General features: G+C 71.4%; 19 protein-coding genes. 1 reads left to right on the top strand and 18 read right to left on the bottom strand.

The genetic code is table 11. The features are described 5' to 3' along the window. Positions 1 to 8: 8 nt before the first annotated feature. The 14 genes from abc-f to VAB18032_RS13095 all read right to left on the bottom strand — a co-directional run bounded on the left by abc-f (position 9) and on the right by VAB18032_RS13095 (position 13,337). Entirely contained in the window at positions 9 to 1,646 is a 1,638-nt protein-coding gene (gene abc-f, locus VAB18032_RS13030; RefSeq protein ID WP_013733310.1) for a ribosomal protection-like ABC-F family protein, read from the bottom strand. 490 nt (positions 1,647 to 2,136) lie between these two features. After that, positions 2,137 to 2,964 carry an SAM-dependent methyltransferase gene (locus VAB18032_RS13035; RefSeq protein WP_013733311.1) on the bottom strand — a complete coding sequence of 276 codons (828 nt, stop codon included), beginning with the start codon at positions 2,962 to 2,964 and terminating at the stop codon, positions 2,137 to 2,139. 128 nt (positions 2,965 to 3,092) lie between these two features. After that, on the bottom strand, positions 3,093 to 3,509 hold the full coding sequence (locus VAB18032_RS13040; RefSeq protein WP_013733312.1) for a RidA family protein: 417 nt from the start codon (positions 3,507 to 3,509) through the stop codon (positions 3,093 to 3,095). Beyond that, complete coding sequence (locus VAB18032_RS13045; RefSeq protein WP_013733313.1) at positions 3,506 to 4,219, bottom strand: 2-keto-4-pentenoate hydratase; 714 nt, start codon at positions 4,217 to 4,219, stop codon at positions 3,506 to 3,508. The genes VAB18032_RS13040 and VAB18032_RS13045 overlap by 4 nt, the downstream gene beginning before the upstream one ends. Beyond that, positions 4,216 to 5,238 (bottom strand): 4-hydroxy-2-oxovalerate aldolase, encoded by a 1,023-nt coding sequence (gene dmpG, locus VAB18032_RS13050; protein WP_013733314.1) that lies wholly within the window; start codon positions 5,236 to 5,238, stop codon positions 4,216 to 4,218. Before dmpG ends, VAB18032_RS13045 begins: the two co-directional genes overlap by 4 nt. After that, positions 5,235 to 6,146, bottom strand: a complete 912-nt coding sequence (locus VAB18032_RS13055; RefSeq protein ID WP_013733315.1) for an acetaldehyde dehydrogenase (acetylating) — start codon at positions 6,144 to 6,146, stop codon at positions 5,235 to 5,237. Before VAB18032_RS13055 ends, dmpG begins: the two co-directional genes overlap by 4 nt. Before the next feature lie 118 nt (positions 6,147 to 6,264). Then, positions 6,265 to 7,059: a 2-keto-4-pentenoate hydratase gene (locus VAB18032_RS13060; protein ID WP_013733316.1), complete on the bottom strand. Its 795-nt coding sequence runs from the start codon at positions 7,057 to 7,059 to the stop codon at positions 6,265 to 6,267. Beyond that, positions 7,056 to 8,573, bottom strand: a complete 1,518-nt coding sequence (locus tag VAB18032_RS13065; RefSeq protein ID WP_013733317.1) for a 2-hydroxymuconic semialdehyde dehydrogenase — start codon at positions 8,571 to 8,573, stop codon at positions 7,056 to 7,058. Before VAB18032_RS13065 ends, VAB18032_RS13060 begins: the two co-directional genes overlap by 4 nt. A gap of 12 nt (positions 8,574 to 8,585) precedes the next feature. Further along, positions 8,586 to 8,834 (bottom strand): EutN/CcmL family microcompartment protein, encoded by a 249-nt coding sequence (locus VAB18032_RS13070; RefSeq protein WP_013733318.1) that lies wholly within the window; start codon positions 8,832 to 8,834, stop codon positions 8,586 to 8,588. Then, the gene (locus VAB18032_RS13075; RefSeq protein WP_013733319.1) at positions 8,834 to 9,160 is read right to left on the bottom strand and encodes a BMC domain-containing protein; all 327 of its coding nucleotides are present in this window, start codon (positions 9,158 to 9,160) and stop codon (positions 8,834 to 8,836) included. The genes VAB18032_RS13070 and VAB18032_RS13075 overlap by 1 nt, the downstream gene beginning before the upstream one ends. Positions 9,161 to 9,180: 20 nt before the next feature. Further along, on the bottom strand, positions 9,181 to 9,471 hold the full coding sequence (locus tag VAB18032_RS13080; RefSeq protein ID WP_013733320.1) for a BMC domain-containing protein: 291 nt from the start codon (positions 9,469 to 9,471) through the stop codon (positions 9,181 to 9,183). 20 nt (positions 9,472 to 9,491) lie between these two features. After that, positions 9,492 to 10,319, bottom strand: coding sequence for a DODA-type extradiol aromatic ring-opening family dioxygenase (locus tag VAB18032_RS13085; RefSeq protein WP_013733321.1), 828 nt, complete (start codon positions 10,317 to 10,319; stop codon positions 9,492 to 9,494). Then, complete coding sequence (locus VAB18032_RS13090) at positions 10,312 to 11,301, bottom strand: DODA-type extradiol aromatic ring-opening family dioxygenase (protein ID WP_013733322.1); 990 nt, start codon at positions 11,299 to 11,301, stop codon at positions 10,312 to 10,314. Before VAB18032_RS13090 ends, VAB18032_RS13085 begins: the two co-directional genes overlap by 8 nt. After that, positions 11,298 to 13,337, bottom strand: a complete 2,040-nt coding sequence (locus VAB18032_RS13095; protein WP_013733323.1) for a hydantoinase B/oxoprolinase family protein — start codon at positions 13,335 to 13,337, stop codon at positions 11,298 to 11,300. Before VAB18032_RS13095 ends, VAB18032_RS13090 begins: the two co-directional genes overlap by 4 nt. Positions 13,338 to 13,479: 142 nt before the next feature. Between VAB18032_RS13095 and VAB18032_RS13100 the strand changes: the two genes are divergently transcribed. Next, the gene (locus VAB18032_RS13100; protein ID WP_013733324.1) at positions 13,480 to 14,307 is read left to right on the top strand and encodes an IclR family transcriptional regulator; all 828 of its coding nucleotides are present in this window, start codon (positions 13,480 to 13,482) and stop codon (positions 14,305 to 14,307) included. A 5-nt stretch (positions 14,308 to 14,312) separates the two neighbouring features. On the opposite strand, the gene VAB18032_RS13105 is transcribed toward VAB18032_RS13100, so the two are convergent. From VAB18032_RS13105 to VAB18032_RS13120, 4 genes are read right to left on the bottom strand one after another with little or no spacing between them, the layout of a single operon-like run. Then, entirely contained in the window at positions 14,313 to 15,944 is a 1,632-nt protein-coding gene (locus VAB18032_RS13105; protein WP_013733325.1) for a thiamine pyrophosphate-binding protein, read from the bottom strand. Beyond that, positions 15,941 to 16,687: an enoyl-CoA hydratase/isomerase family protein gene (locus VAB18032_RS13110; RefSeq protein ID WP_013733326.1), complete on the bottom strand. Its 747-nt coding sequence runs from the start codon at positions 16,685 to 16,687 to the stop codon at positions 15,941 to 15,943. Before VAB18032_RS13110 ends, VAB18032_RS13105 begins: the two co-directional genes overlap by 4 nt. Further along, on the bottom strand, positions 16,687 to 18,045 hold the full coding sequence (purB, locus tag VAB18032_RS13115) for an adenylosuccinate lyase (protein WP_013733327.1): 1,359 nt from the start codon (positions 18,043 to 18,045) through the stop codon (positions 16,687 to 16,689). Before purB ends, VAB18032_RS13110 begins: the two co-directional genes overlap by 1 nt. After that, a complete protein-coding gene (locus VAB18032_RS13120) occupies positions 18,045 to 19,610 on the bottom strand; it encodes a class I adenylate-forming enzyme family protein (RefSeq protein ID WP_013733328.1) in 1,566 nt (521 codons plus the stop codon). The genes purB and VAB18032_RS13120 overlap by 1 nt, the downstream gene beginning before the upstream one ends. Position 19,611: the final 1 nt, after the last annotated feature.

Raw genomic sequence — 19,611 nt, forward strand, 5'->3', positions numbered from 1 at the left:
CGACGACATCAGTCGGCTGGTGGGGGACCGGTCTCCAGCAGACGTCCCTCGGCGAGCCGCAGCCAGCGGCTGACCTTGATCTCCGCGAGGAACCGCTCGTCGTGGCTTACCACCAACAGCGCACCCCGATAGGCGTTGAGCGCACTCTCCAACTGACCGACGCTGACCAGGTCGAGATTGTTGGTCGGCTCGTCGAGCAGCAGGAGCTGCGGTGCCGGCTCCGCGCCCAGGACACAGGCCAGAGTGGCACGCAGCCGCTCGCCACCGGAGAGCACCCCGACCGGCAGCTGCGCTCGGGCGCCCCGGAACAGGAAACGGGCGAGCAGGTGCATCCGCCGCGCCTCCGGCGCCTGCGGCGCGAACACCGCCAGGTTCTCCGCCACCGTACGCTCCGGATCCAGCAGGTCCAGCCGCTGCGACAGGTACGCGATCCGGCCGTCCGCCCGTCTGATCTGGCCACCCTCGGGCTCCAGAGTGCCGGTGACCAGGCGTAGCAACGTGGACTTGCCGGCACCGTTGGCACCGAGCAACGCGATCCGCTCCGGGCCCCGGATCGTCAGGTCGACGCCGTCGTCGGCGAAGACCGGCCGCCCACCGTAGCGGACCTGCATCCGTTCAGCGGCCAGCAACGTGCGGCCGGCCGGCACCTGGGTGCCGGGCAGTTCCAAGGAGAGCTTCTGCTCGTTGCGCAGCGCCTGCCCTGCCTCGTCGAGCCGGGCCTTCGCCTCGCTGACCCGCGCGGAATGCAGCTCGTCCGCCCTGCCCGCCGACTCCTGGGCGTTGCGTTTCAGCGTGCCGGCGAAGATCTTCGGCAGGCCCGCGTTCTTGAGGTTGCGCGAGGCGTTGCCGGCCCGCCGCGCCGCCCGCTCGCGGGCCTCCTGCAACTCCCGCTTCTCCCGCTTGAGTTCCTGCTCGGCGTTGCGGACGTTCTTCTCCGCCACCTCCTGCGCGGCGCGCACCGCTGCCTCGTACGCGGTGAAGTTGCCGCCGTAGAACCGAAGATCGCCGCGGTCCAGTTCGGCGATCCGGTCCATCCGGTCCAGCAGCGCCCGGTCGTGGCTGACCAGCAGCAGACAGCCGGTCCACTGCTCCAGCACCTCGGCGAGCTTGTGCCGGGCCTCGATGTCGAGATTGTTCGTCGGCTCGTCCAACAGCAGCACGTCGGGCCGCTTCAACAACTGCGCGGCCAGACCGAGGGAGACGACCTGCCCGCCGCTGAGCGTGTCCAGACGCCGATCGAAGGCCAGGTCACCGAGGCCGAGCCGGTCCAACTGCGCACGGGTCCGCTCCTCGATGTCCCAGTCGTTGCCGATCGTGGTGAAGTGCTCCTCGTCGGCGTCCCCGGACTCGATGGCATGCAGTGCCCCGATCAGCGGAGCGATCTCCAGCACCTCGGCCACGGTGCGGTCACCGACCAGCGGCAGGGTCTGCGGGAGATAGCCCAGTACCCCCTGGGTCGAGACGGACCCGGCGGTGGGTCGGTACTCGCCGGCGAGCAGCCGCAGCAGGGTGCTCTTGCCGGCACCGTTCGGCGCGACCAACCCGGTACGGCCGGCACCGATCGTGAAGGACAGGTCCTGGAAGACCGGGGTGTCATCCGGCCAGGAAAAGCTCAGGTTCGAGCAGACGACGAAAGAATCGGACATCGGGACAGAACCTCGGATGTGAGGGCAGGCGGACCTCAGCCGCCCGACAGGGGGGACACGGTCTGGAAGAAACGACAACCGTCCACGGCACCGGCACTCACGGGCGCGGGCCGGACGGCCGATCACATGTCCGGTCTCACCCGGAGATGTCGTCGTCTCCCTGCATGTCTCGTCTCCCTGATTCGCTGACCATCCAGGGCCAGATCCTGCGTGACCACGGTAGCACCGGCGGCATCCGATTCGCCGGACGAGCCGCAGGCCGAGCCCTTCCTAGGAGTACCAGGACCAGGCTGCCCACCGACGACGAACCTACCGTGGTCGACATGGCGAATCCGAGACTAGGTGGACACCAGCACGCGCCGCGACAGGTTTTCGGCACCCGACGGGGACGTCCTGCACCACGCGGGATCCGTTCTGCGCCGCCGGTGACCGGCGCGGGAAGTCCGTCGGCAGGACACACGTCCCGCCGACGGACTCGGGTGGCCGAAGCCTATGGTTTGCGGGCGAGGAGCCCGACGAAGGTGTGATAGGTGTCGGTCTGCTGTGGAGTTGGCGTGCCTGACTCCGGACGCCACTCGGCCAGCGGCACCAGCCCCGGCTCCAGCACCGTCAGCCCATCGGCGAAGGCGAGGATCTCCTCGTCGGTGCGCCAACGGCCGGTGCCCAGCGACTCGTTGAAGACCCGTTCGACCTCGCGCGCCTTGCGGGAGCCCTCCGGATCACGCTCACCCGGGTCCCGGAAGTGGGAAATCGCCACGTAGCTGCCGGACGGCAGCGCGTCGATCAACTCGGCTGCCAACGCTCGGGGCTGCTCGTCGTCGCCGACGTGGTGCAGGATCGCGAAAAGCAACAACCCGATCGGCCGGTCGAAATCGAGGAACCGACGTACCTCCGGATTGTTGAGAATCTCCTGCGGTGCCCGGACATCCGCCTGGATCACCGTCGCCGTGCCCTCCTCGGCGAGCAGGGCCCGCCCGTGCGCCAGAACGATCGGGTCATTGTCCACATACACCACCCGGGCCTTCGGGTTGTGCTCGGTGGCGACCTCGTGCACGTTGCCCTGGGTGGGCAGCCCTGATCCGATGTCGAGGAACTGGTCGATGCCGGCCTCGGTGACAAGGAAGCGAATCACCCGACGCAGAAAGGCCCGGTTCGCCTGGCCGGCTGCCGGCCCGTCCGGGGTGATCCGCAGGGCGTGTTCGGCGACCTTTCGGTCGACCTCGAAGTTGTCCTTGCCGCCGAGAAAGAAGTCGTAGACCCGGGCGACGCTGGGAATGCTGGTGTCGATGCCAGGGGGTGCCGCCTTGTCGCGGGTCACAGGCGTCTCCATTCAATGAGGAACAACGCCGGGTGAAGTCTGCGGGCGGTTCCGGCGCTGCGGTGAGTGTAGCCATCGACTGGGCGGAATTCTCACCCTGCCTGGTATCGCTCCCAGCAGACGTGGCCTCAGTCGACCGGCAGCAGCGCGATCCCCTGCATCTCGATCAGCAGGTGCGGGTGCGGCAACTGGTGCACCGCCACGGTGGTACGCGTCGGCCCGGTCTCGTCGAAGAGTTCGGCGTACACCCGGTTGTAGCCGCCGAAGTCGTTCATGCTGACCAGGTACGTGGTCACCTGCACCAGATCGGACAGGTCCGCGCCCACCTCGCGCAGGATGTCGCGCATGTTCTCGATCACCGCGCGGGTCTGCACCTCGATGTCCAACGAGGTGGTACCCAGCGCGTCCACCGTCGCACCGGCGATCGTGTTGTCGGGACGGCGGCTGCTCGTACCGGAGACGAAGGCGAACCCGCCCGCGACCTTGACGTGCGGGAACCGGCCACGCGGCACGGCCTTGCCGGCGACGACCCGAGCCCCGCTCATGCCGAGGCCCGCAGCGAGACGGTGCCGAGCTGCTCGACGGTGACCCGCACGTGCGCGCCCGGCGTCAGGGGCACCGCGGCGGTCGCCGCGCCGGCCAGCAGCACCCAACCGTCGCGCAGTTCCCCGGCGAGGCGGGCCGCCTCGGGCAGGGCGCGGCGCGGGTCGCCGAGGATCGCCGCGGTCGAGCCGACCTGCGCGACCCGACCGTCGACCTCCAGCAGCACGCCGAGGTTGTCCACGTTGTCGGGCACCGGCTGCCACGGCCCGACGACGAAGCCGGATGCGGAGGTGTTGTCGGCGATCACCTCGGCCAGGGTGAACCGGAAGTCCCGGTACCGGGAGTCGATGAGCTCGACGGCGGGGGCGACGGCGGCGATCGCGCCACCCTCGACGAGGAACGCCACCTCCGGCTCGACCTTCGGATGGATGTGTCCGGACAGGTCGACGGTGCCGCCGTCACAGATGTGCATCGCGTCGGTGAGCCGACCCCAGATCACCTCGTCGACGCCCATCTGGGTCATCTTCGCCCGGCTGGTCAGGCCCAGCTTCACCCCGACCACCGCCTCACCACGGCCCACCCGGCGTGCCACCAGGGCGTCCTGCACCTGGTACGCGGTGGCCACGTCGAGGCCGGCGTCGGCACCGAACTGGGCGAGCGCGGTCCGCGTCACGGCGGCCTCGTCCAGCCGGGCGGCGATAGTGTCGATCACTGCGGGTCCTTCCCGGCGTCCCGGACCAGGTCCAGCGCCACGTCGACGATCATGTCCTCCTGGCCGCCGACCATCTTGCGGCGACCCAACTCCAGCAGGATGGTGCGCACGTCCACCCCGTACCGCCCGGCGGCGCTCTCCGCGTGCCGCAGGAACGACGAGTAGACCCCGGCGAAACCGAGCGACAACGTCTCCCGGTCCACCCGCACCGGCCGGTCCTGCAACGGACGCACCAGATCCTCGGCGGCGTCCATCAGCGCGAACACGTCACAACCGTGCTTCCAGCCGTTCAGCTCGGCCACCGCGACGAAGACCTCCAGCGGCGCGTTGCCCGCCCCGGCACCCATCCCGGCCAGTGAGGCGTCCACCCGGCGCACCCCGTGCTCGACCGCGACGAGGCTGTTGGCCACCCCGAGTGACAGGTTGTGGTGCGCGTGGATGCCGATCTCCGTCGTCGGATCGAGCACCTGCCGGTACGCGTCCGCGCGCTGCGCCACGTCCGCCATGGTCAGCCGGCCACCGGAGTCGGTGACGTAGACGCAGTGCGCCCCGTACGACTCCATCAACTTGGCCTGCGCGGCCAGTCCGGCCGGGTCGAACATGTGCGACATCATCAGGAACCCGGACACGTCCATGCCGTTGTCCCGCGCCCAGGAGATGTGCTGCGCGGAGATGTCCGCCTCGGTGCAGTGCGTGGCGATCCGCACACTCGTCACCCCGAGGGCCTTGGCCGCCTTCAGGTCGGCGATGGTGCCGATACCGGGCAGCAGCAGGGTGGTCAGCTTCGCGTTCGTCATCACCTCGGCCGCCGCCGCGATCCACTCGGCGTCGCTTGCCGCACCGTGGCCGTAGTTGACACTCGACCCGGCCAACCCGTCACCGTGCGCCACCTCGATCGCGGCCACCCCGGCGGCGTCCAACGCCGCAGCGATGGTCCGCACCTGGTCCACGGTGTAGCGGTGCCCGATGGCGTGCATGCCATCGCGCAGCGTCACGTCCTGGATGTAGAGATCGGTCACGACGAGACCATCCGTTCGGCCGTACGCAGCGCGGCGCTTGTCATGATGTCCAGGTTGCCCGCGTACGCGGGCAGGTAGTGGCCGGCACCGGAGACCTCCAGGAACACGGAGACCTGAATGCCGACGAAGTGCCCGCCGAGCGCCGGCACGTACGTGTCCACCTCGGTGAACTGCACCTGCTGCTTGAGCCGGTAGCCGGGCACGTACTGCTGCACCGCCGCCACCATCGCCTCCACCGACGCCGCGATCGCGTCGCGGTCGGCGTCCGGATCGGGGCACAGGCAGTAGACCGTGTCGCGCATCAGCAGCGGTGGCTCCGCCGGATTCAGCACGATCACCGCCTTGCCGCGGCCCGCCCCGCCGACCACCTCGATGGCCCGGGCGGTGGTCTCGGTGAACTCGTCGATGTTGGCGCGGGTGCCCGGACCGGCCGAACGGGAGGAGATCGAGGCGACGATCTCGCCGTACGCCACCGGCGTGACCCGGCGTACCGCGGCGACGATCGGCACGGTCGCCTGCCCGCCGCAGGTGACCATGTTGACGTTGCGCTCGCCCAGGTGGGCGTCGAGGTTCACCGGCGGCACCACGTACGGGCCGATGGCGGCCGGGGTCAGGTCGACGACCCGGCGGCCGTGGGCGCGCAGCACCGCGTCGTTGTGCCGGTGCGCGCCCGCGCTTGTGGCGTCGAAGACGATCCCGACGTCGGCGAACTCCGGCATCGCGACGAGCCCGTCGACACCTGCGGCGGTGGTGGCCACACCGAGCCGACGGGCCCGGGCCAGACCGTCGGAGTCCGGGTCGATGCCGACCATCGCCACCATCCGCAGCGACTCCGACAGCCGCAACACCTTGATCATCAGGTCGGTGCCGATGTTGCCGGAACCGATCACCGCCACGCCGGTGCTCATGACGCGCCACCTTTCGTTCTCGACTGCGGGGCTCGCAAAACCGGCTCACTCCTCGCGCTCACGGAGCCACCTTTCGTTCTCGACTGCGGGGCTCGCAAGACCGGCTCACTCCTCGCGCTCACGAGCCACCTTTCGAGAAGCAGGCCCGGACGCTGCCCAGGCCGGAGATACGGGCCTCGTACGCCGCGCCCGGAGTCACCGCCACCATCGGGCCGAGCGCGCCGGACAACACGGTGTCCCCGGCCCGCAGCGGCCGACCGTTCGCGGCCAGAGTCCCGGCCAGCCAGGCGACGGCGTGCAACGGGTTGCCCAGGCACGCCGCCCCGGCCCCGACGGAGACGGGCTCGCCACCCTGCTCCAGCACGGCACCGCAGAGCCGCAGGTCGACCTCGCCCAGCCGGCGCGGACTGGTGCCGAGCACGTACCTGCCGCTGGAGGCGTTGTCGGCCACCGTGTCCACGATGGAGATGTCCCAGTTCGCGATCCGCGAGTCGACGATCTCGATGGCGGGCAGCAGGTGATCGGTGGCCCGCACCACGTCGGCGACGGTGACCTGGTCGTAGGGCAGGTCGCGGCCGAGGACGAAGGCGACCTCCGCCTCGACGCGCGGCTGCAACAGGGTCCGCGGGTCGATCTCGGCGCCGTCGGGGACGGCCATGTCGGCGAAGAGGACACCGAAGTCGGGTTGGAAGACCCCGAACGCCTCCTGCACCGCCCGCGAGGTCAGGCCCACCTTCGCCCCGACCAGCCGGCGACCCTCGGCCAGCCAGTCACTGACCTGGGCCTGCTGCACGGCGTACGCGGCGGTCAGGTCACCGGCCGGCAGCAGGTCGTCGCGCAACGGCTCACAGGCCACTCCGCTGGCGTACGCCTGGCGCAGCGCCGCGGCCGCGCCCTTGATGTCGGCGCTCATCCGAGGTCCACGCAGACGTTTGTGAGTTCGGAGTAGAAGTGCAGCGAATGGGTGCCGCCCTCGCGTCCCACGCCGGACGCCTTCACCCCACCGAACGGGGTGCGCAGATCCCGCAGGAACCACGTGTTCACCCAGACCAGCCCGGCGTCCAGCCGTGCCCCGGCCCGGTGCGCCCGACCCACGTCGCGGGTCCACACCGTGGCGGCCAGGCCGTACTCGCTGTCGTTGGCCAGCGCGAACGCCTCGTCCTCGTCGTCGAACGGCGCGATGTGGCAGACCGGACCGAAGATCTCCTCCCGCATGGTGCGGGCGTGCCGCCCCAACCCGGTCAGAACGGTGGGCTGCACGTACGAGCCGCTGTCGCGGTCGTCGCCGAACACCGGCACGCCACCGCCGGCCAGCACGGTGGCCCCCTCGGCGCGGGCCAGCTCGTAGTGGCCGAGCACCTTCTCCCGGTGCTTGGCCGAGATCAGCGGCATCGTCATCGTCGCCGGCTCGGACGGCCAACCGAACGCCAGCTCCTCGGCCCGCTTCGCCAACCGGGCCGCGAACTCCTCGAAGACCGGCCGCTGCACGTAGATCCGTTCGGTGCACAGGCAGACCTGACCACCGTTGGTGAAGCTGGACCGCACCGAGCCTTCGACGGCCGCGTCCAGATCGGCGTCGGCGAAGACCAGCCCGGCGTTCTTGCCGCCCAGCTCGAACGACACCGCCTTCACCCCGTCGGCCGCGGCACGCATGATGGCCGAGCCGGTGGCGGACTCGCCGGTGAAGGTGATCGCGTCCACCCCCGGATGGCGGGTGAGCGCCTCACCCGCCGAGCCGGGACCGAAGCCGTGCACCAGGTTGAACACCCCGTCGGGTACGCCGGCGGCGGCCATCACCTCGGCCAGCACGGTCGCCGACGACGGCGTCTCCTCGCTGGGCTTGACGACCACCGCGTTGCCGCAGGCCAGGGCCGGTGCCACCTTCCAGGTCAGCAGCAGCAGCGGCAGGTTCCACGGCACGATGATCGCCACCACGCCGACCGGCTTGCGGACCGCGTAGTTCAGCGCCCGCCCACCGCTCGCGGTGACGGTGGTGAACGACTCCGTCGGGGTGGCCGTGATGATGTCGGCGAACGTCCGGAAGTTCGCCGCACCGCGTGGGATGTCCAGGGTGCGGGCCTGGGCCACCGACTTGCCGGTGTCGGCGACCTCGGCGGCGACGAGGTCGTCGAAACGGCGTTCCAACTCGTCGGCGACCCGGCGCAGCACCGCGGCCCGCTCGCCCTCGCCCATGGCACCCCACGGGCCGCGCAGCGCGGCCCGTGCGGCGGTCACCGCGGCGTCCACGGTGGCCTGGTCGGCCTCGGCGACGTGCAGCAGCGTCTCACCGGTCACCGGCGACACCTTGGCGAACGAGGTGCCGCCGGTGACGAACTCACCGCCGACGTAGTTCGGTAGCAGCAGGTCGCCGCTGCGGCGCCCGTCGATCAGGCCGCTCGGCCAACGGGTGGTACGCCCGGATGTCATGGGCTTGGTTCCCTATCGTTCGGTGGTGGAGTCAGCGACGAGCGCCACGACGGCCGCGTCGGCCGTCGGCTCGCCCGTGGCCGCGGCTGCCGCCTCGTCGGTGGCGATCAGCACGACGGTGCCGACGCCGACGTTGAGCGGGTCGATCGCGACCAGGTCGGGCCCCTCGCTGCGGGGCCGGACCAGCACCAGCCGGCGGCCCTGCAACGTGGGCAGGATCTTGTCCGGCCAGACCTTGGCGACGACCTCACCGAGAATCATCAGCCGTCTCCCCGCAGGCTTGCCATGACCTCGCGGATGCGGGCGGCCTCCGGGTCCTCCAGCAGCGCCGCCGTGGTGGGATGCGGCTTGGGGTACACCTGCGAGCTGCGCAGCTCGCCGTGCTGCCGGATGGCGGCCTCGCCGGCGGCCACGGCCTGCCGGACGGCGGCGAGGGTGCCCTGCACGGCGGCGGCAAGGTAACCGCTGGTCACCCGCTCCACGGCGATGCAGCGTACGTCCGCAGTCTTGATCATGGCTTCGATCCCGGCGGACAGGGCCACCACGCCCCGGGTCTCGACGATGCCGATGGCGATGTCAGAAGGCATGTGTTGTTCTCCTTACCGGGTCAGTTGCCGACGAGGCGAGGGTCGACGGCGAGCGCCGACACCGCGTCACAGGGGCTGGCGAAGACGATGGAACGCACCTTCCGGCTCTTGGCCTTGGCGGTTTCCTCGCCGATGTCGACGGCCTCCTCGACGGTGGCCAGGTCGCCGCGCAGGGCGACGGCGACGATGCCGCCGCCGAGGCGCACGACGCGGGTCACCTCGACCTCGGTGGCCTTCACCATCGCGTCGACCGCGTCGAAGATGGCGGTGTAGCCCTCGGCCTCGACGAAGCCGGCAGCCATGTTCCGCATGGGTTCTCCTTTTCCGATGTTCAGGGCAGGTTCCAGGACAGGACGGCACCGCCGGTGCCCCAGAGCGGTCCGTATGCGTGCAGCTGCGCCGGACCGGCCGTCGCTCCGGCGCCGGCGGCGAACGCCAGCGCGCGGAACTGGCTGTCGGCCTGCGCCTGCCGGGCGAAGTCCTCGCGGATCTTCAACACCTCGTCGACCTTGCCGGCGGTCAGCAGGTCCAGCACCCGCCGGTTCCAGCGGTCGTGCCCGGGGTCGCTGACGTGATCGTCGTGCGGCTCGATCCACTGCTGGATCAGGCCGGACGACATGCCGGTGACCACGACGACGGCGGCACGGACGCCGGCCTCGCGGGCCGCGGCGGCACCGGCCGCACCGACGTCGGCGAGGGTCTGCGCGTCGGCGTACAGGTTGCAGGACACCTGCGCCCAGCGCAGCTCGCGGTCCGGGTCGAGCAGCGCCGAGGTGACGATGGTGCCGGTGTCGATCGGAAAGCCGTCGTAGCGGGTACGCCGGGCCTGCATGCCGGCCTTGTTCACGTGATCGGTCCACCGCTCGGTGAACGGCACGTCGAAGCGCAGGTCGTAGCGGAGCTCGCCGTAGTCGTAGGCGTACCAGTTCTCGTCGACGTGCTCGCCGCGCGGGTTCGGGTCGCACTGGAACTGGTGGCCCAGGACGGTGAACCACTGGGTGGACAGCAGCAGCACCACGTCGGGCTTGAGGCGACGCAACCGATCGCCCACCTCCCGGGCGGCGGCAGCCAGGTCGGCCCAGCACTGCGCGGGCTTCTCGGCCAGCAGGTGCGGCATGCCGGGCAGCAGCGCCCCGGCGACGATGCCGGTGTCAGCCACGGTGTCCTCCTTCGGGCGTCCACTCGACGACCGCGTTGCCGGTGCCGATGATCGTTCCGTAGCCCATGACGTCGCCGGGCACCTGCGGCCAGCCCATCGCGGCCAACATCCAGGTCAGGCTGCCCGCCTTGGTCTCCGACGCGGTCGCCTCGATGTGCTCGGTGATCAGCTCGCGCAGCGGCGCGGTCGGCCCCCGGCGGATCGCCTCCAGCAGCTTCATGTCCCAGCGGTACTGGTGGTTGTTGTACGGGTGCTCGCGTTCCATGTCCTCCGGCAGCTCCGGCTCCTCGTGCCAGTGCAGGTGGGACAGGGAGTTGGAGGCCAGCAGCACGGCCCGGCGGCCGGTCCGCTCGACGGCCCGTCGGGTCGCCTCGCCCAGCACCTCCATCTCCTCCAGCGACGCCTCGGAGTAGAAGTACGGGTTGTTGTTTGCCGACAACGACACCACCGGGATGTCCCAGGCCGGGTTGACCAGGTGCAACGCGCCGATGGTGGCGTAGTCCACCCGCACCCGGGGGTCGTGCAGCTTGCGGGTGACCAGGCCCAGGTCGGTGGCCTCGTCGGCGATGGCCTCGCCCAGCTCCACATCGGTACGGAAGTCGTAGGAGTACCGGAACAGGTGCGGGAAGATCGGCTCGACGGAGACACCGCGCGGGTTGGGCACGCAGTTGACGTGGTGACCGACCATCGTGATCCAGTGCGGAGCGTGCACGATCAGCACATCGGGGCGGTGCACCTCGCGGATGCGCTTGCGCAGCCGCTCGTACGCCCAGCGCAGCACCTCCCAGCCGCCGGTGGACCGCGGCTCGTTCTGCGGCGGGTTCTCCGCGTAGATCAGGTGCGGCGGGTGCGGGCTCAGCACCCCGGCGACGATGCCGGCGCGGGCGGGCGTCGGCTCCGCCGAAGGTCGTTCGGTGGTGTCGTAGCGGCGGGCACCGCCCGAACGGGCGGGTGCCACGGGCACGCGGAAGACTCTGCTCATGCCGGTCCCTCCCCGGTCGTGCCCCGGTCGGCCAGCACCCGCACGAACGTGCGCTCGTCGGGTTCGGCGCCGAGGATCTGCAGCCCGTCGTCGTCGAGGGCCAGTTGGTCGTCGGTCAGGTCCGGGTCGTGCCGGACCCAGGCCCGCAGGGGCGCGGGGTGCGGGCCGTGGATCTCCACGAGGGCGCCGTCGGCCAGGCCGGTGCCCGGACCCACGTAGGCGAGCCGTCGCCGGCCACGCTCCCCGGTGTACGGCTGCCGGTCGGTGGTGCCGACCCGCAGCCAGGTGCGCCGGCGGCGCAGTTCCTGCCGGGCTGCTGCGGTCGCGGCGGCGTCGACCCGGCCGTCGGCGTCGAACCGCAGGCCGTAGCGGTGCTGCGCGTCGTCGGCGTCCAGGTAGCCCTGCGTCACGTCGTCGGCGACGGCGGCGGGTTCACGCTCGAGCGGATCGCCCCAGCCGCCGCCACCTGCGGACTCCATGACGAGCACGTCGCCGCTGCGCATCGCGAAGCCGGCGACCTTGCCGGGGGTGTCGAAGTCGACCCGTTCGCCGTCGGCGCGGCGCACGAACGTCACGGTGGGGGCACCGGGGCCACCACGGTGCAGACCGTACGGCGGCACGGTGGTGCGGTCGGTCTGCACCGAGTACGCCCCGTTGCTGGCGAGCAGCCGGGTTTCGCGTCGGCTGCCCAGCCCGCCCCGGCGTGCCCCGTCGCCGCATGAGCCGAGTCGCAGCTCGGAGGCGTCGACGACGATCGGGATCTCCGTCTCCAGCCGTTCGACGGACTGGATGGTGGAGATGTCGCCGAGGTCGACGGGGTTCATCGCGCTCGGACCGTCGGATTCGAGGAAGCCGCCGTTGCCACCTGCGGGGTAGTCGTAGTACAGGTAGGACCGGCCGGTGCGTTGGTCCACGCCGCCGATGAGGTTCTGGAAGGTGGTTCCGAATTGGTCGGCTGCGATGAGGTCGGGCGCGACCTGACTCAGCGTGGCCATGACCGCGGAGATGACCCGCTTGCGTACCTCGCTGTGCGCGTTGGCGGGCGCGGGGTAGGCGACGTGCACGACGGTGCCCGGCTCGGTGTGCACCCGCAGCGGCCGGAAGGCGCCGTGGTTGACCAGGCCGCCGGGGTCCAGCGCGCTCTTGACGGCGATGAAGACGCCGGCGACGGTCATCGCCCGCGAGGAGTTGACCACGGCGGCGACCTGCGTGGACGAGCCCCGGAAGTCGGCGTCGATCTCGTCGCCGTCGATGGTGAGCACGCAGCGCACCAGCGCGGGGTCGTACCGCCCGTCGGTGTAGAGGTCGAGGTAGTCCTCGTAGCGGTAGACACCGTCGGGCAGTTGCCGGATGCGGTCGCGCAGCCGCTGCTCGGTGCGGTCCATGTTGGCGGCCACGCTGTCGAGCAGCAGTGGCGCGCCGTAGCGGCCGACGAGTTCGCGCAGTCGCCGCTCGGCGGTGAAGCAGGCGGCGATGCAGCTCTCCAGGTCACCGCGGCGCTCGTCGGCCATCCGCACGTTGGCGAAGAGGATGGCGTACGCGGCGGCGTTGGGGCGGCCCTGCTCGATCAGCTTGATCGGCGGGATGCGCAACCCCTCCTGAAGGATCTCGGTGGCCTGCCCGGAGACGCTGCCGGGAGTCATCCCGCCGATGTCGGCCCAGTGCATGCGCACGCAGGGGAAGAGGAACAACTCGCCGTCGACGAAGACCGGGGTGATCAGTGTGACGTCGTTGAGGTGACTGCCGCCCCGGTACGGATCGTTGACGATGTACAGGTCGCCGGGGCGCATCTCGTCGGCGAAGTCGGCGAAGATCTCGGCGACGGAAGCCGGCATGGCGATGACGTGCCCTGGCATGTCCCGGCCCTGGGCCACCATCTGACCCTGCGGGTCGAACAACGCGCAGGAGAAGTCCTGCGCATCGGCGATGACGGGGGAGTGCGCGGTGCGGAAGATCGTCTGGCGCATCTCGCGCACGATCGAGATGAGACCTTCGGTCACGATCTCGAGGTCGATCGGGTTCAACGTCTTGGTCATGCGACGCCTCATGGGTTCCGACTCGTGATGACGAGTGGTTTGGCTTTGACCTCACACGGACCATGTGGTCCCGTGCATGGACCATAATGTGGTCCGTGGTTTATATTGTGAAACACTAGCAACCGAGAAGGTGGGAAGCAAGATGTCGCAGGTCGCAGGACCGTCCCCAGCTGCGGAGGGACCGGCCGCCCGGGAATCGGGCACCCAGGCGCTCGACCGCGCGCTCAGCGTGCTGCTGGCCTTCCGCAGTGGCGGCGTCGAACGCAAGGTCAGCGACGTCAGTCGCGAGCTGGGACTGCACAAGTCGACGGCCAGCCGGTTGTTCCGGGCGCTCGCCGACACCGGCTTCCTGCAACGCAACGAGGAGACCGGCGCGTACCGGCTCGGGGTCACCGTCTTCGAGTTGGGCGCCTGCTTCCTCGAAGGGCTCGACATGCACGCCCTGGCCCGGCCACTGCTGCACCAGCTCGCCCAGGACGAGGGCGAGTCGGTCAACCTGTCCATCCGCGACGAGCTGGATGCCCTGTCGATCTACATCGAGCGCGGCACCCGCAACGTGCAGCTCGTCTCCCGCCTCGGCCGGCGCATCCCGCTGTGGTGCAGCGCAGCCGGCAAGGCGCTGCTGCTCGACCTCGACGACGAGCAGATCCGCGCCATGTTCGCCGACACCCAGTTCACACCGCTGACCCCGAACACCATCACCGACCTGGACACCTTCGCCAAGCGGATGCACCAGGTCCGCGAGCAGGGATGGGCGCTCAACGACGAGGAGAGCGAAGAGGGCCTGCGGGTCGTCGCCGCGCCGGTACGCGACCGGCTCGGCCAGGTCACCGCCGCGATCAGCATCTCCGGGCCGATCTTCCGCCTCGACGAGACCCGCGTCGCCGAACTGGCCGCCGCCGCCGTCCGCACGGCGAACGAGCTGTCGCGTCAGCTGGGTCATGGCGTGGGTGCGGTCTGGGGGGACTGACCGGCTCAGAAGTGTTCCTGCACGGCGTCCGGGTGCACCCGCACGTGCAGCAGGGCGGGGCCGGTGACCGGCAGCACCGCGTCGAACGCGGCGTCGGCACTGGCCTCGTCCGTCACCGTCCACGCCGGCACACCCAGCGCCCGAGCCACCGCAGCGAGGTCACGGTCGGGGAAGCGGGCCAGCGCCGGATCCACCCCACGCGGACGCAGCTTGCGCACCTCCGCCCCGTACGCCGAGTCGTCCAGGACGATCAACAGCACCGCCGCGCCCGTACGGGCCAGGGTGTCCAGCTCACCGAGCCCGGTGAACAGACTGCCGTCACCCTCGAACGCCACCACCGGCCGGTCCGGGCGGCCCACCGCGGCACCCACCGCGAACGGCAGCCCCACGCCGATGCTGCCGAACTCCCACGGGGCGATCAGCGCCCGGTCCGTCGCCGGTGAATCCAGCAACAGGTTCGGCCAGCCGCCGAAGTGCCCCACCCCCACCACCGTGGTGCGTTGTGGCGGCAGTCTGCGGGCGCAGACCCGGATGAACGCCCTCGGGTCGATCCGGTCCGCCGCCTGCAACGGTTGCAGCCCGGCGAACGCGTCGGCCGCCGCCACCTCCCGCGCCAGCTCCGCCGACCGCCACTGCGGCCGTGGGATCACCGGTAGCACCGCCGACACCGCCGACACCGCCGAAGCGACCGTCTCCGCGTCGCCCACCACCGGCACGTCCACCGGCCAACGGTCACCCAACGCCGCCGGGTCGATGTCGACGCACACCACAGTGGCCTGGCCGAACAGCCGGCCGTGGTCCGCGGTCCACCGGTTGAGCCCGGCACCGAACGCCACCACCAGGTCCGCCTCACCCAAAACCCGCCGGGCCAGCGGCCGGGCCAGACCACCCGCCACCCCCAGACAGTACGGATGGTCGGCGAAGAGACCTCCGGCCATCAGCGTGGTGGCCAGCACCGCCCCGCTGCGATCCGCCAACTCCCGTACCGCCGCCGCAGCCGCCTCCGCGCCCCGCCCGGCCAGCACCACCGGCCGTTCGGCCTGCTGCAGCAGCGCGGCGAGCATCGCCACGTCGTCCGGGTGCGCCGCCGGCGGCCCCGGCCGGCGGGTAGCCGCCACGGCGACCGGCGCCGGCACGTCGTCCGCGACGTCGTCGTTCTGCAGGTCGATCGGCACGTTCAACACCACCGGCCCAGGAGCCGAGCGGGCCAGCCGGAACGCCGTGGCGACGTCACGGGCCACGTTCGCCGCAGCCACCACCGGCACCATCTCACCCGCCGTGGCCAACGCGAACGGCTGCTGCGGGAAGCTCTGCACGTGCCCCGGGTCGCCGGGCGGGGTGTCACCCGCCACCAGCACCAGCGGCGTACGCGCCTGGCGGGCGATGGTCAGCGCGGCACCGGCCACGGCCAGCCCCGGACCCTGCGTCACCGTGGCCACCGGGCAGCGGCCGGTCGCGCGGGCGTACCCGTCGGCCATCATCACCGCGGCGTTCTCGTTGCGGGCCGCCACGAACCGCACCCCGTGCCGGGCCACCAGGTCGCTGACGAGGAACATGTTCGCGTCGCCGAGCAGGCCGAACACCGTGTCGACGCCTTGGGCGACAAGCGTGTCCGCCAGCAACTGGTACACCTTCACGACTTCCCGCCCTTCGGATAGGCGCCCGCCGGCCGCAACGCGACGCTCAACGCCCCCAGATAGGAGTCGTTGGCGGCGGCCTCGAACCTCGGCCCGGCCAGCCGGGCGGCACGCTTCGTCATCGACCGGCCCACCGGCGAGACGGCCAGCAGCCGCTCGATGACCGCGTCACACGCCGCGCCCAGCTCGTCCGCCGGCACCGCCGCGGTGACCAGGTCGTGCCGCAGCATCTCGGCCGGGGTGATCCGATCGCCCAGCAGCAGCCAGCGCTTCGCCCGGTCCGCGCCGACCAGATCGGCCAGGATCGCCATGCCGCTCCAGGTCAGCGGGATACCGAAGGTGACCTCGGGGAAGGTGAAGAAGCAGCTGTCGGCGGCCACCCGCAGGTCGGCGGCGAGACCGAGCACCGCCCCGGAGCCGATCGCCGGGCCGTTGAACGCGGTCACCGTGGTCTGCTCCATCCGGTACCAGCGCTCCACCACTTCGGCCGTACGGCGCTGCACGTGCATGGTCGTCGTCGCGTCCAGGGTGGCCAGCTCGTCGAGGTCGGTGCCGGCGCAGAACGCCGACCCGGCGCCGGTGAGCACCAGCACCTCCACCTCGGAGTCGCGGCCCACCTCGTGCAGCACGTCCTCGAACCGGGCCAGCATCGCCAGGTCGAAGCTGTTGCGCCGGTGCGGGCGGTTCAGCGTGATCCGGGCCAGCCGACCGGCCCGCTCCAGCAACACGGACGGTTCGTTCATCAGGGCGACTCCGAGGTGAGCAGGGCGCGGTCCACCAGGGCGGCCGCGTGACCGACGTACGACAGCGGATCGAGCAGTTCGGCGATGTCCCCGCCGGACAGGGCGGCGGCGACCTCCGGGTCACCGCGCAGCACCTCGGCGAACGGGCGACCCTGTTCCAGGCTGTCGCGCACCACCCGCATCACCAGGTGGTGCGCCTGCTCACGACCCAACGGGCCGGCCAGCCGCAACATCACCGCCTCCGACAGCACCAGCCCACCGGTGATGTCGAGGTTGGCGCGCATCCGGTCCGGATTCACGCCCAGGTCACCGAAGACCTCCACCAGGCGTTCCAGGACACCACCGATGAGGATGAAACACTCCGGCAGCAGCTTCCACAGCGTCATGCCGACGCCCATGTCCCGGTCGTCCTGCGCGACCATCGTCTGCAGCGCCAACGGCACCTGCGCCCGCAGCGTGCTGGCCGCCGCGATCACCGCCTCGCAGCGGATCGGGTTGCGTTTGTGCGGCATGGTGCTGCTGCCCACCTGGGTCGCCCGCTGCGGCTCGTACGCCTCGCCGACCTCGGTACGACCCAGGAAGTAGACCTCCCGAGCCAGCTTCTCGCCGCTGGACGCCACCAGGCCCAGCACCATCAGACACTCGGCGAACCGGTCGGAGGTGGCATGCCAGGGGGTGTCCGCCACCCCCAGACCCAACTCCTCGGCGACAGCCCGCTCCAGCGCGAACGCCTGCGGCCCGTACCCGGCCATGGTGCCCGCCGCCCCACCCATGCTCGTCACCAGCAGCCGGGCGCGCATCTCCCGCAGCCGGGCACGGTGACGCTGCAACTCGCTCTGCCACGCCGCCAGCCGCAGCCCGAACGTCGTCGGCAACGCCTGCTGGCCGTGCGTGCGTGCCGGCATCGGGGTGCTGCGGTGCCGCAGCGCCAACCGCCGCAACAGCCGTACCAACTCGTCGAGCTGTCGGCCGACGATGTCCAGGCCGGCCCGCGCCCGCAGGACGAAGCCGGTGTCCATCACGTCCTGCGTGGTGGCGCCCAGGTGCACGTAACGCCCCGCGTCACCCGGACAGGCCGCGGTCAGGGCACGCACCAGCGGCACCAGCGGGTGCACGGTGTCCTCGGCATCGGCGGCCAGGGCCGCCGCGTCCAGCTTCTCCAGCCGGGCCGTCGCCGAGATGGCATCCGCGGCGGCCTGCGGAATGATCCCCAGCGACGCCTGCCCACGGGCCAGCGCGGCCTCCACGTCCAGCCAGGACTGCATCAGCTGCCGGTCGTTGAACACCCCGCGCATCTCGGCGTTGCCGAAGAAGCTGGTGACCGTCAGCGAATCGAGAAAGCACGACCCCAGCTGCATCAGTTCTCCCCCTCGAACAGTGTCAGCGCGGCGCGTCGGTCGACCTTGCCGGACGGCAGCAGCGGCAGGTCGGCGACCACGCGTACCCGGGTGGGCAGCTTGTGCCGGGCCAGTCGCCCGGCCACCGCGGCGAGCACGTCGTCGATGTCGAGCCGTGCGCCGGGCGCGGCGATCAGCAGCGCACCGACCTCCTCACCCCAGCGCGCCGACGGCACACCGAGCACGCAGGCCTGACCGACGGTGTCGTGTTCGCAGAGCACGGCCTCCACCTCGGCCGGACTGACGTTCTCGCCGCCACGGATGATGAGTTCCTTGACCCGGCCGGTGAGCGTGAACACCCGCTCGGAGCTGAGCGCGCCGAGGTCGCCGGTGCGCAGCCAACCGTCGTCGGTCAGGGCGGCGGCGGTGGCGGCGGGGTCGTCCAGGTAGCCGGAGGTGACCGACTCGCCGCGCACCAGCAGCTCCCCGGCCTCACCCGACGGCACCGGGTGCCGGGTGCCGGGTTGCACCACGACCGCGTCGAGGTCGGGCACGATCCGCCCGACGGTCAGCCCGACCGGGGCACAGCTGCCGTCGCCCGGGTCGACGCTGATCGTGGGACCTGCCTCGGTCTGGCCGTAGATGACGGCCGCCCGGTCCAGGCCCAGCACGCGTACGGTCCGCTCCCGCAGTGCGGGCGGGCACGGCGCGCCGCCGAGGAAACCGACGCGCAGCGAGGAGATGTCCCACCGCCGCGGCTCGGCCTGCACCCGATCGGCGATCATCGTGGCCATCGTCGGGACGGCCTGCAGCACGGTGCAGCGGTGCCGCTCGATCAGGTCCAGCACCGTCTCGGAACGGAACCGGCGGGTCGACACCCACAGCGCCCCGGTGACAAGTGCGAGCACCGCGCCGCTGCTCAGCCCGGCGGCGTGCGCCAACGGCAGCGGCGAGGCGAGGACGTCGCCGGCGTGCAGCCCGGCCGCCTGAGCCGTCCACTGCGCATTGCGCACCAGGTTGCGGCCGCTCAACGTCACCATCTTCGCCGGGCCGGTGGAGCCCGAGGTGAACTGGATGTTCAGCACCGCGTCGGCGTCACCTACCGGTTCCGGCGTCGGGTCGGCCCAGCCGGGCAGGCCCGCCAGCGCCTGGCGGCCGCCGTCGTCACCGAGCAGGTGGATGCCGTCCGGCGCGTACGGCGCACCGGTCAGTGCGGCGTTCGCCTCGGCGACCGCGTCCCGGTCGCGGATCCGACCGGCCACGAACAGCCGGCGCGGACGGGCGCGGGCCACCGCCTCGGCCAACTCCGCCCCGGTCAGACCGGGGTGCAGGGTGACCAGCGCCGCGCCGCGCCAGGCTGCCGCGGCGAGCAGCGTCAGCCAGGCGAGGCTGTTCTCCGACCACACCGCGATCCGGTCACCGCGGCCGATGCCGTGGGCGGCCAGCACGGCGGCCCCCCGGCCCGCCAGCTCGGCGAACTCGGCGTACGTGACCGGGCGGTCCAGCTCCGCGAAGGCGTACAGCGGCCGGTCCGGGTGCCGCGCCGCCGCGTCGAGCAGCACGGCGTCGAGGGCGAGTGGCGCCATT

Origin of the sequence: Micromonospora maris AB-18-032 (genome assembly GCF_000204155.1) — a bacterium.
Taxonomy (GTDB): Bacteria; Actinomycetota; Actinomycetes; order Mycobacteriales; family Micromonosporaceae; genus Micromonospora; species Micromonospora gifhornensis.

What these genes read in the sequence shown, in the direction of transcription:
- abc-f (WP_013733310.1), bottom strand. Translation starts at nt 1,646, where the DNA reads ATGTCCGATTCTTTCGTCGTCTGCTCGAACCTGAGCTTTTCCTGGCCG.
- VAB18032_RS13040 (WP_013733312.1), bottom strand. Translation starts at nt 3,509, where the DNA reads ATGAGCGGGGCTCGGGTCGTCGCCGGCAAGGCCGTGCCGCGTGGCCGG.
- VAB18032_RS13055 (WP_013733315.1), bottom strand. Translation starts at nt 6,146, where the DNA reads ATGAGCACCGGCGTGGCGGTGATCGGTTCCGGCAACATCGGCACCGAC.
- VAB18032_RS13060 (WP_013733316.1), bottom strand. Translation starts at nt 7,059, where the DNA reads ATGAGCGCCGACATCAAGGGCGCGGCCGCGGCGCTGCGCCAGGCGTAC.
- VAB18032_RS13065 (WP_013733317.1), bottom strand. Translation starts at nt 8,573, where the DNA reads ATGACATCCGGGCGTACCACCCGTTGGCCGAGCGGCCTGATCGACGGG.
- VAB18032_RS13070 (WP_013733318.1), bottom strand. Translation starts at nt 8,834, where the DNA reads ATGATTCTCGGTGAGGTCGTCGCCAAGGTCTGGCCGGACAAGATCCTG.
- VAB18032_RS13075 (WP_013733319.1), bottom strand. Translation starts at nt 9,160, where the DNA reads ATGCCTTCTGACATCGCCATCGGCATCGTCGAGACCCGGGGCGTGGTG.
- VAB18032_RS13080 (WP_013733320.1), bottom strand. Translation starts at nt 9,471, where the DNA reads ATGCGGAACATGGCTGCCGGCTTCGTCGAGGCCGAGGGCTACACCGCC.
- VAB18032_RS13090 (WP_013733322.1), bottom strand. Translation starts at nt 11,301, where the DNA reads ATGAGCAGAGTCTTCCGCGTGCCCGTGGCACCCGCCCGTTCGGGCGGT.
- VAB18032_RS13095 (WP_013733323.1), bottom strand. Translation starts at nt 13,337, where the DNA reads ATGACCAAGACGTTGAACCCGATCGACCTCGAGATCGTGACCGAAGGT.
- VAB18032_RS13100 (WP_013733324.1), top strand. Translation starts at nt 13,480, where the DNA reads ATGTCGCAGGTCGCAGGACCGTCCCCAGCTGCGGAGGGACCGGCCGCC.
- VAB18032_RS13110 (WP_013733326.1), bottom strand. Translation starts at nt 16,687, where the DNA reads ATGAACGAACCGTCCGTGTTGCTGGAGCGGGCCGGTCGGCTGGCCCGG.
- purB (WP_013733327.1), bottom strand. Translation starts at nt 18,045, where the DNA reads ATGCAGCTGGGGTCGTGCTTTCTCGATTCGCTGACGGTCACCAGCTTC.
- VAB18032_RS13120 (WP_013733328.1), bottom strand. Translation starts at nt 19,610, where the DNA reads ATGGCGCCACTCGCCCTCGACGCCGTGCTGCTCGACGCGGCGGCGCGG.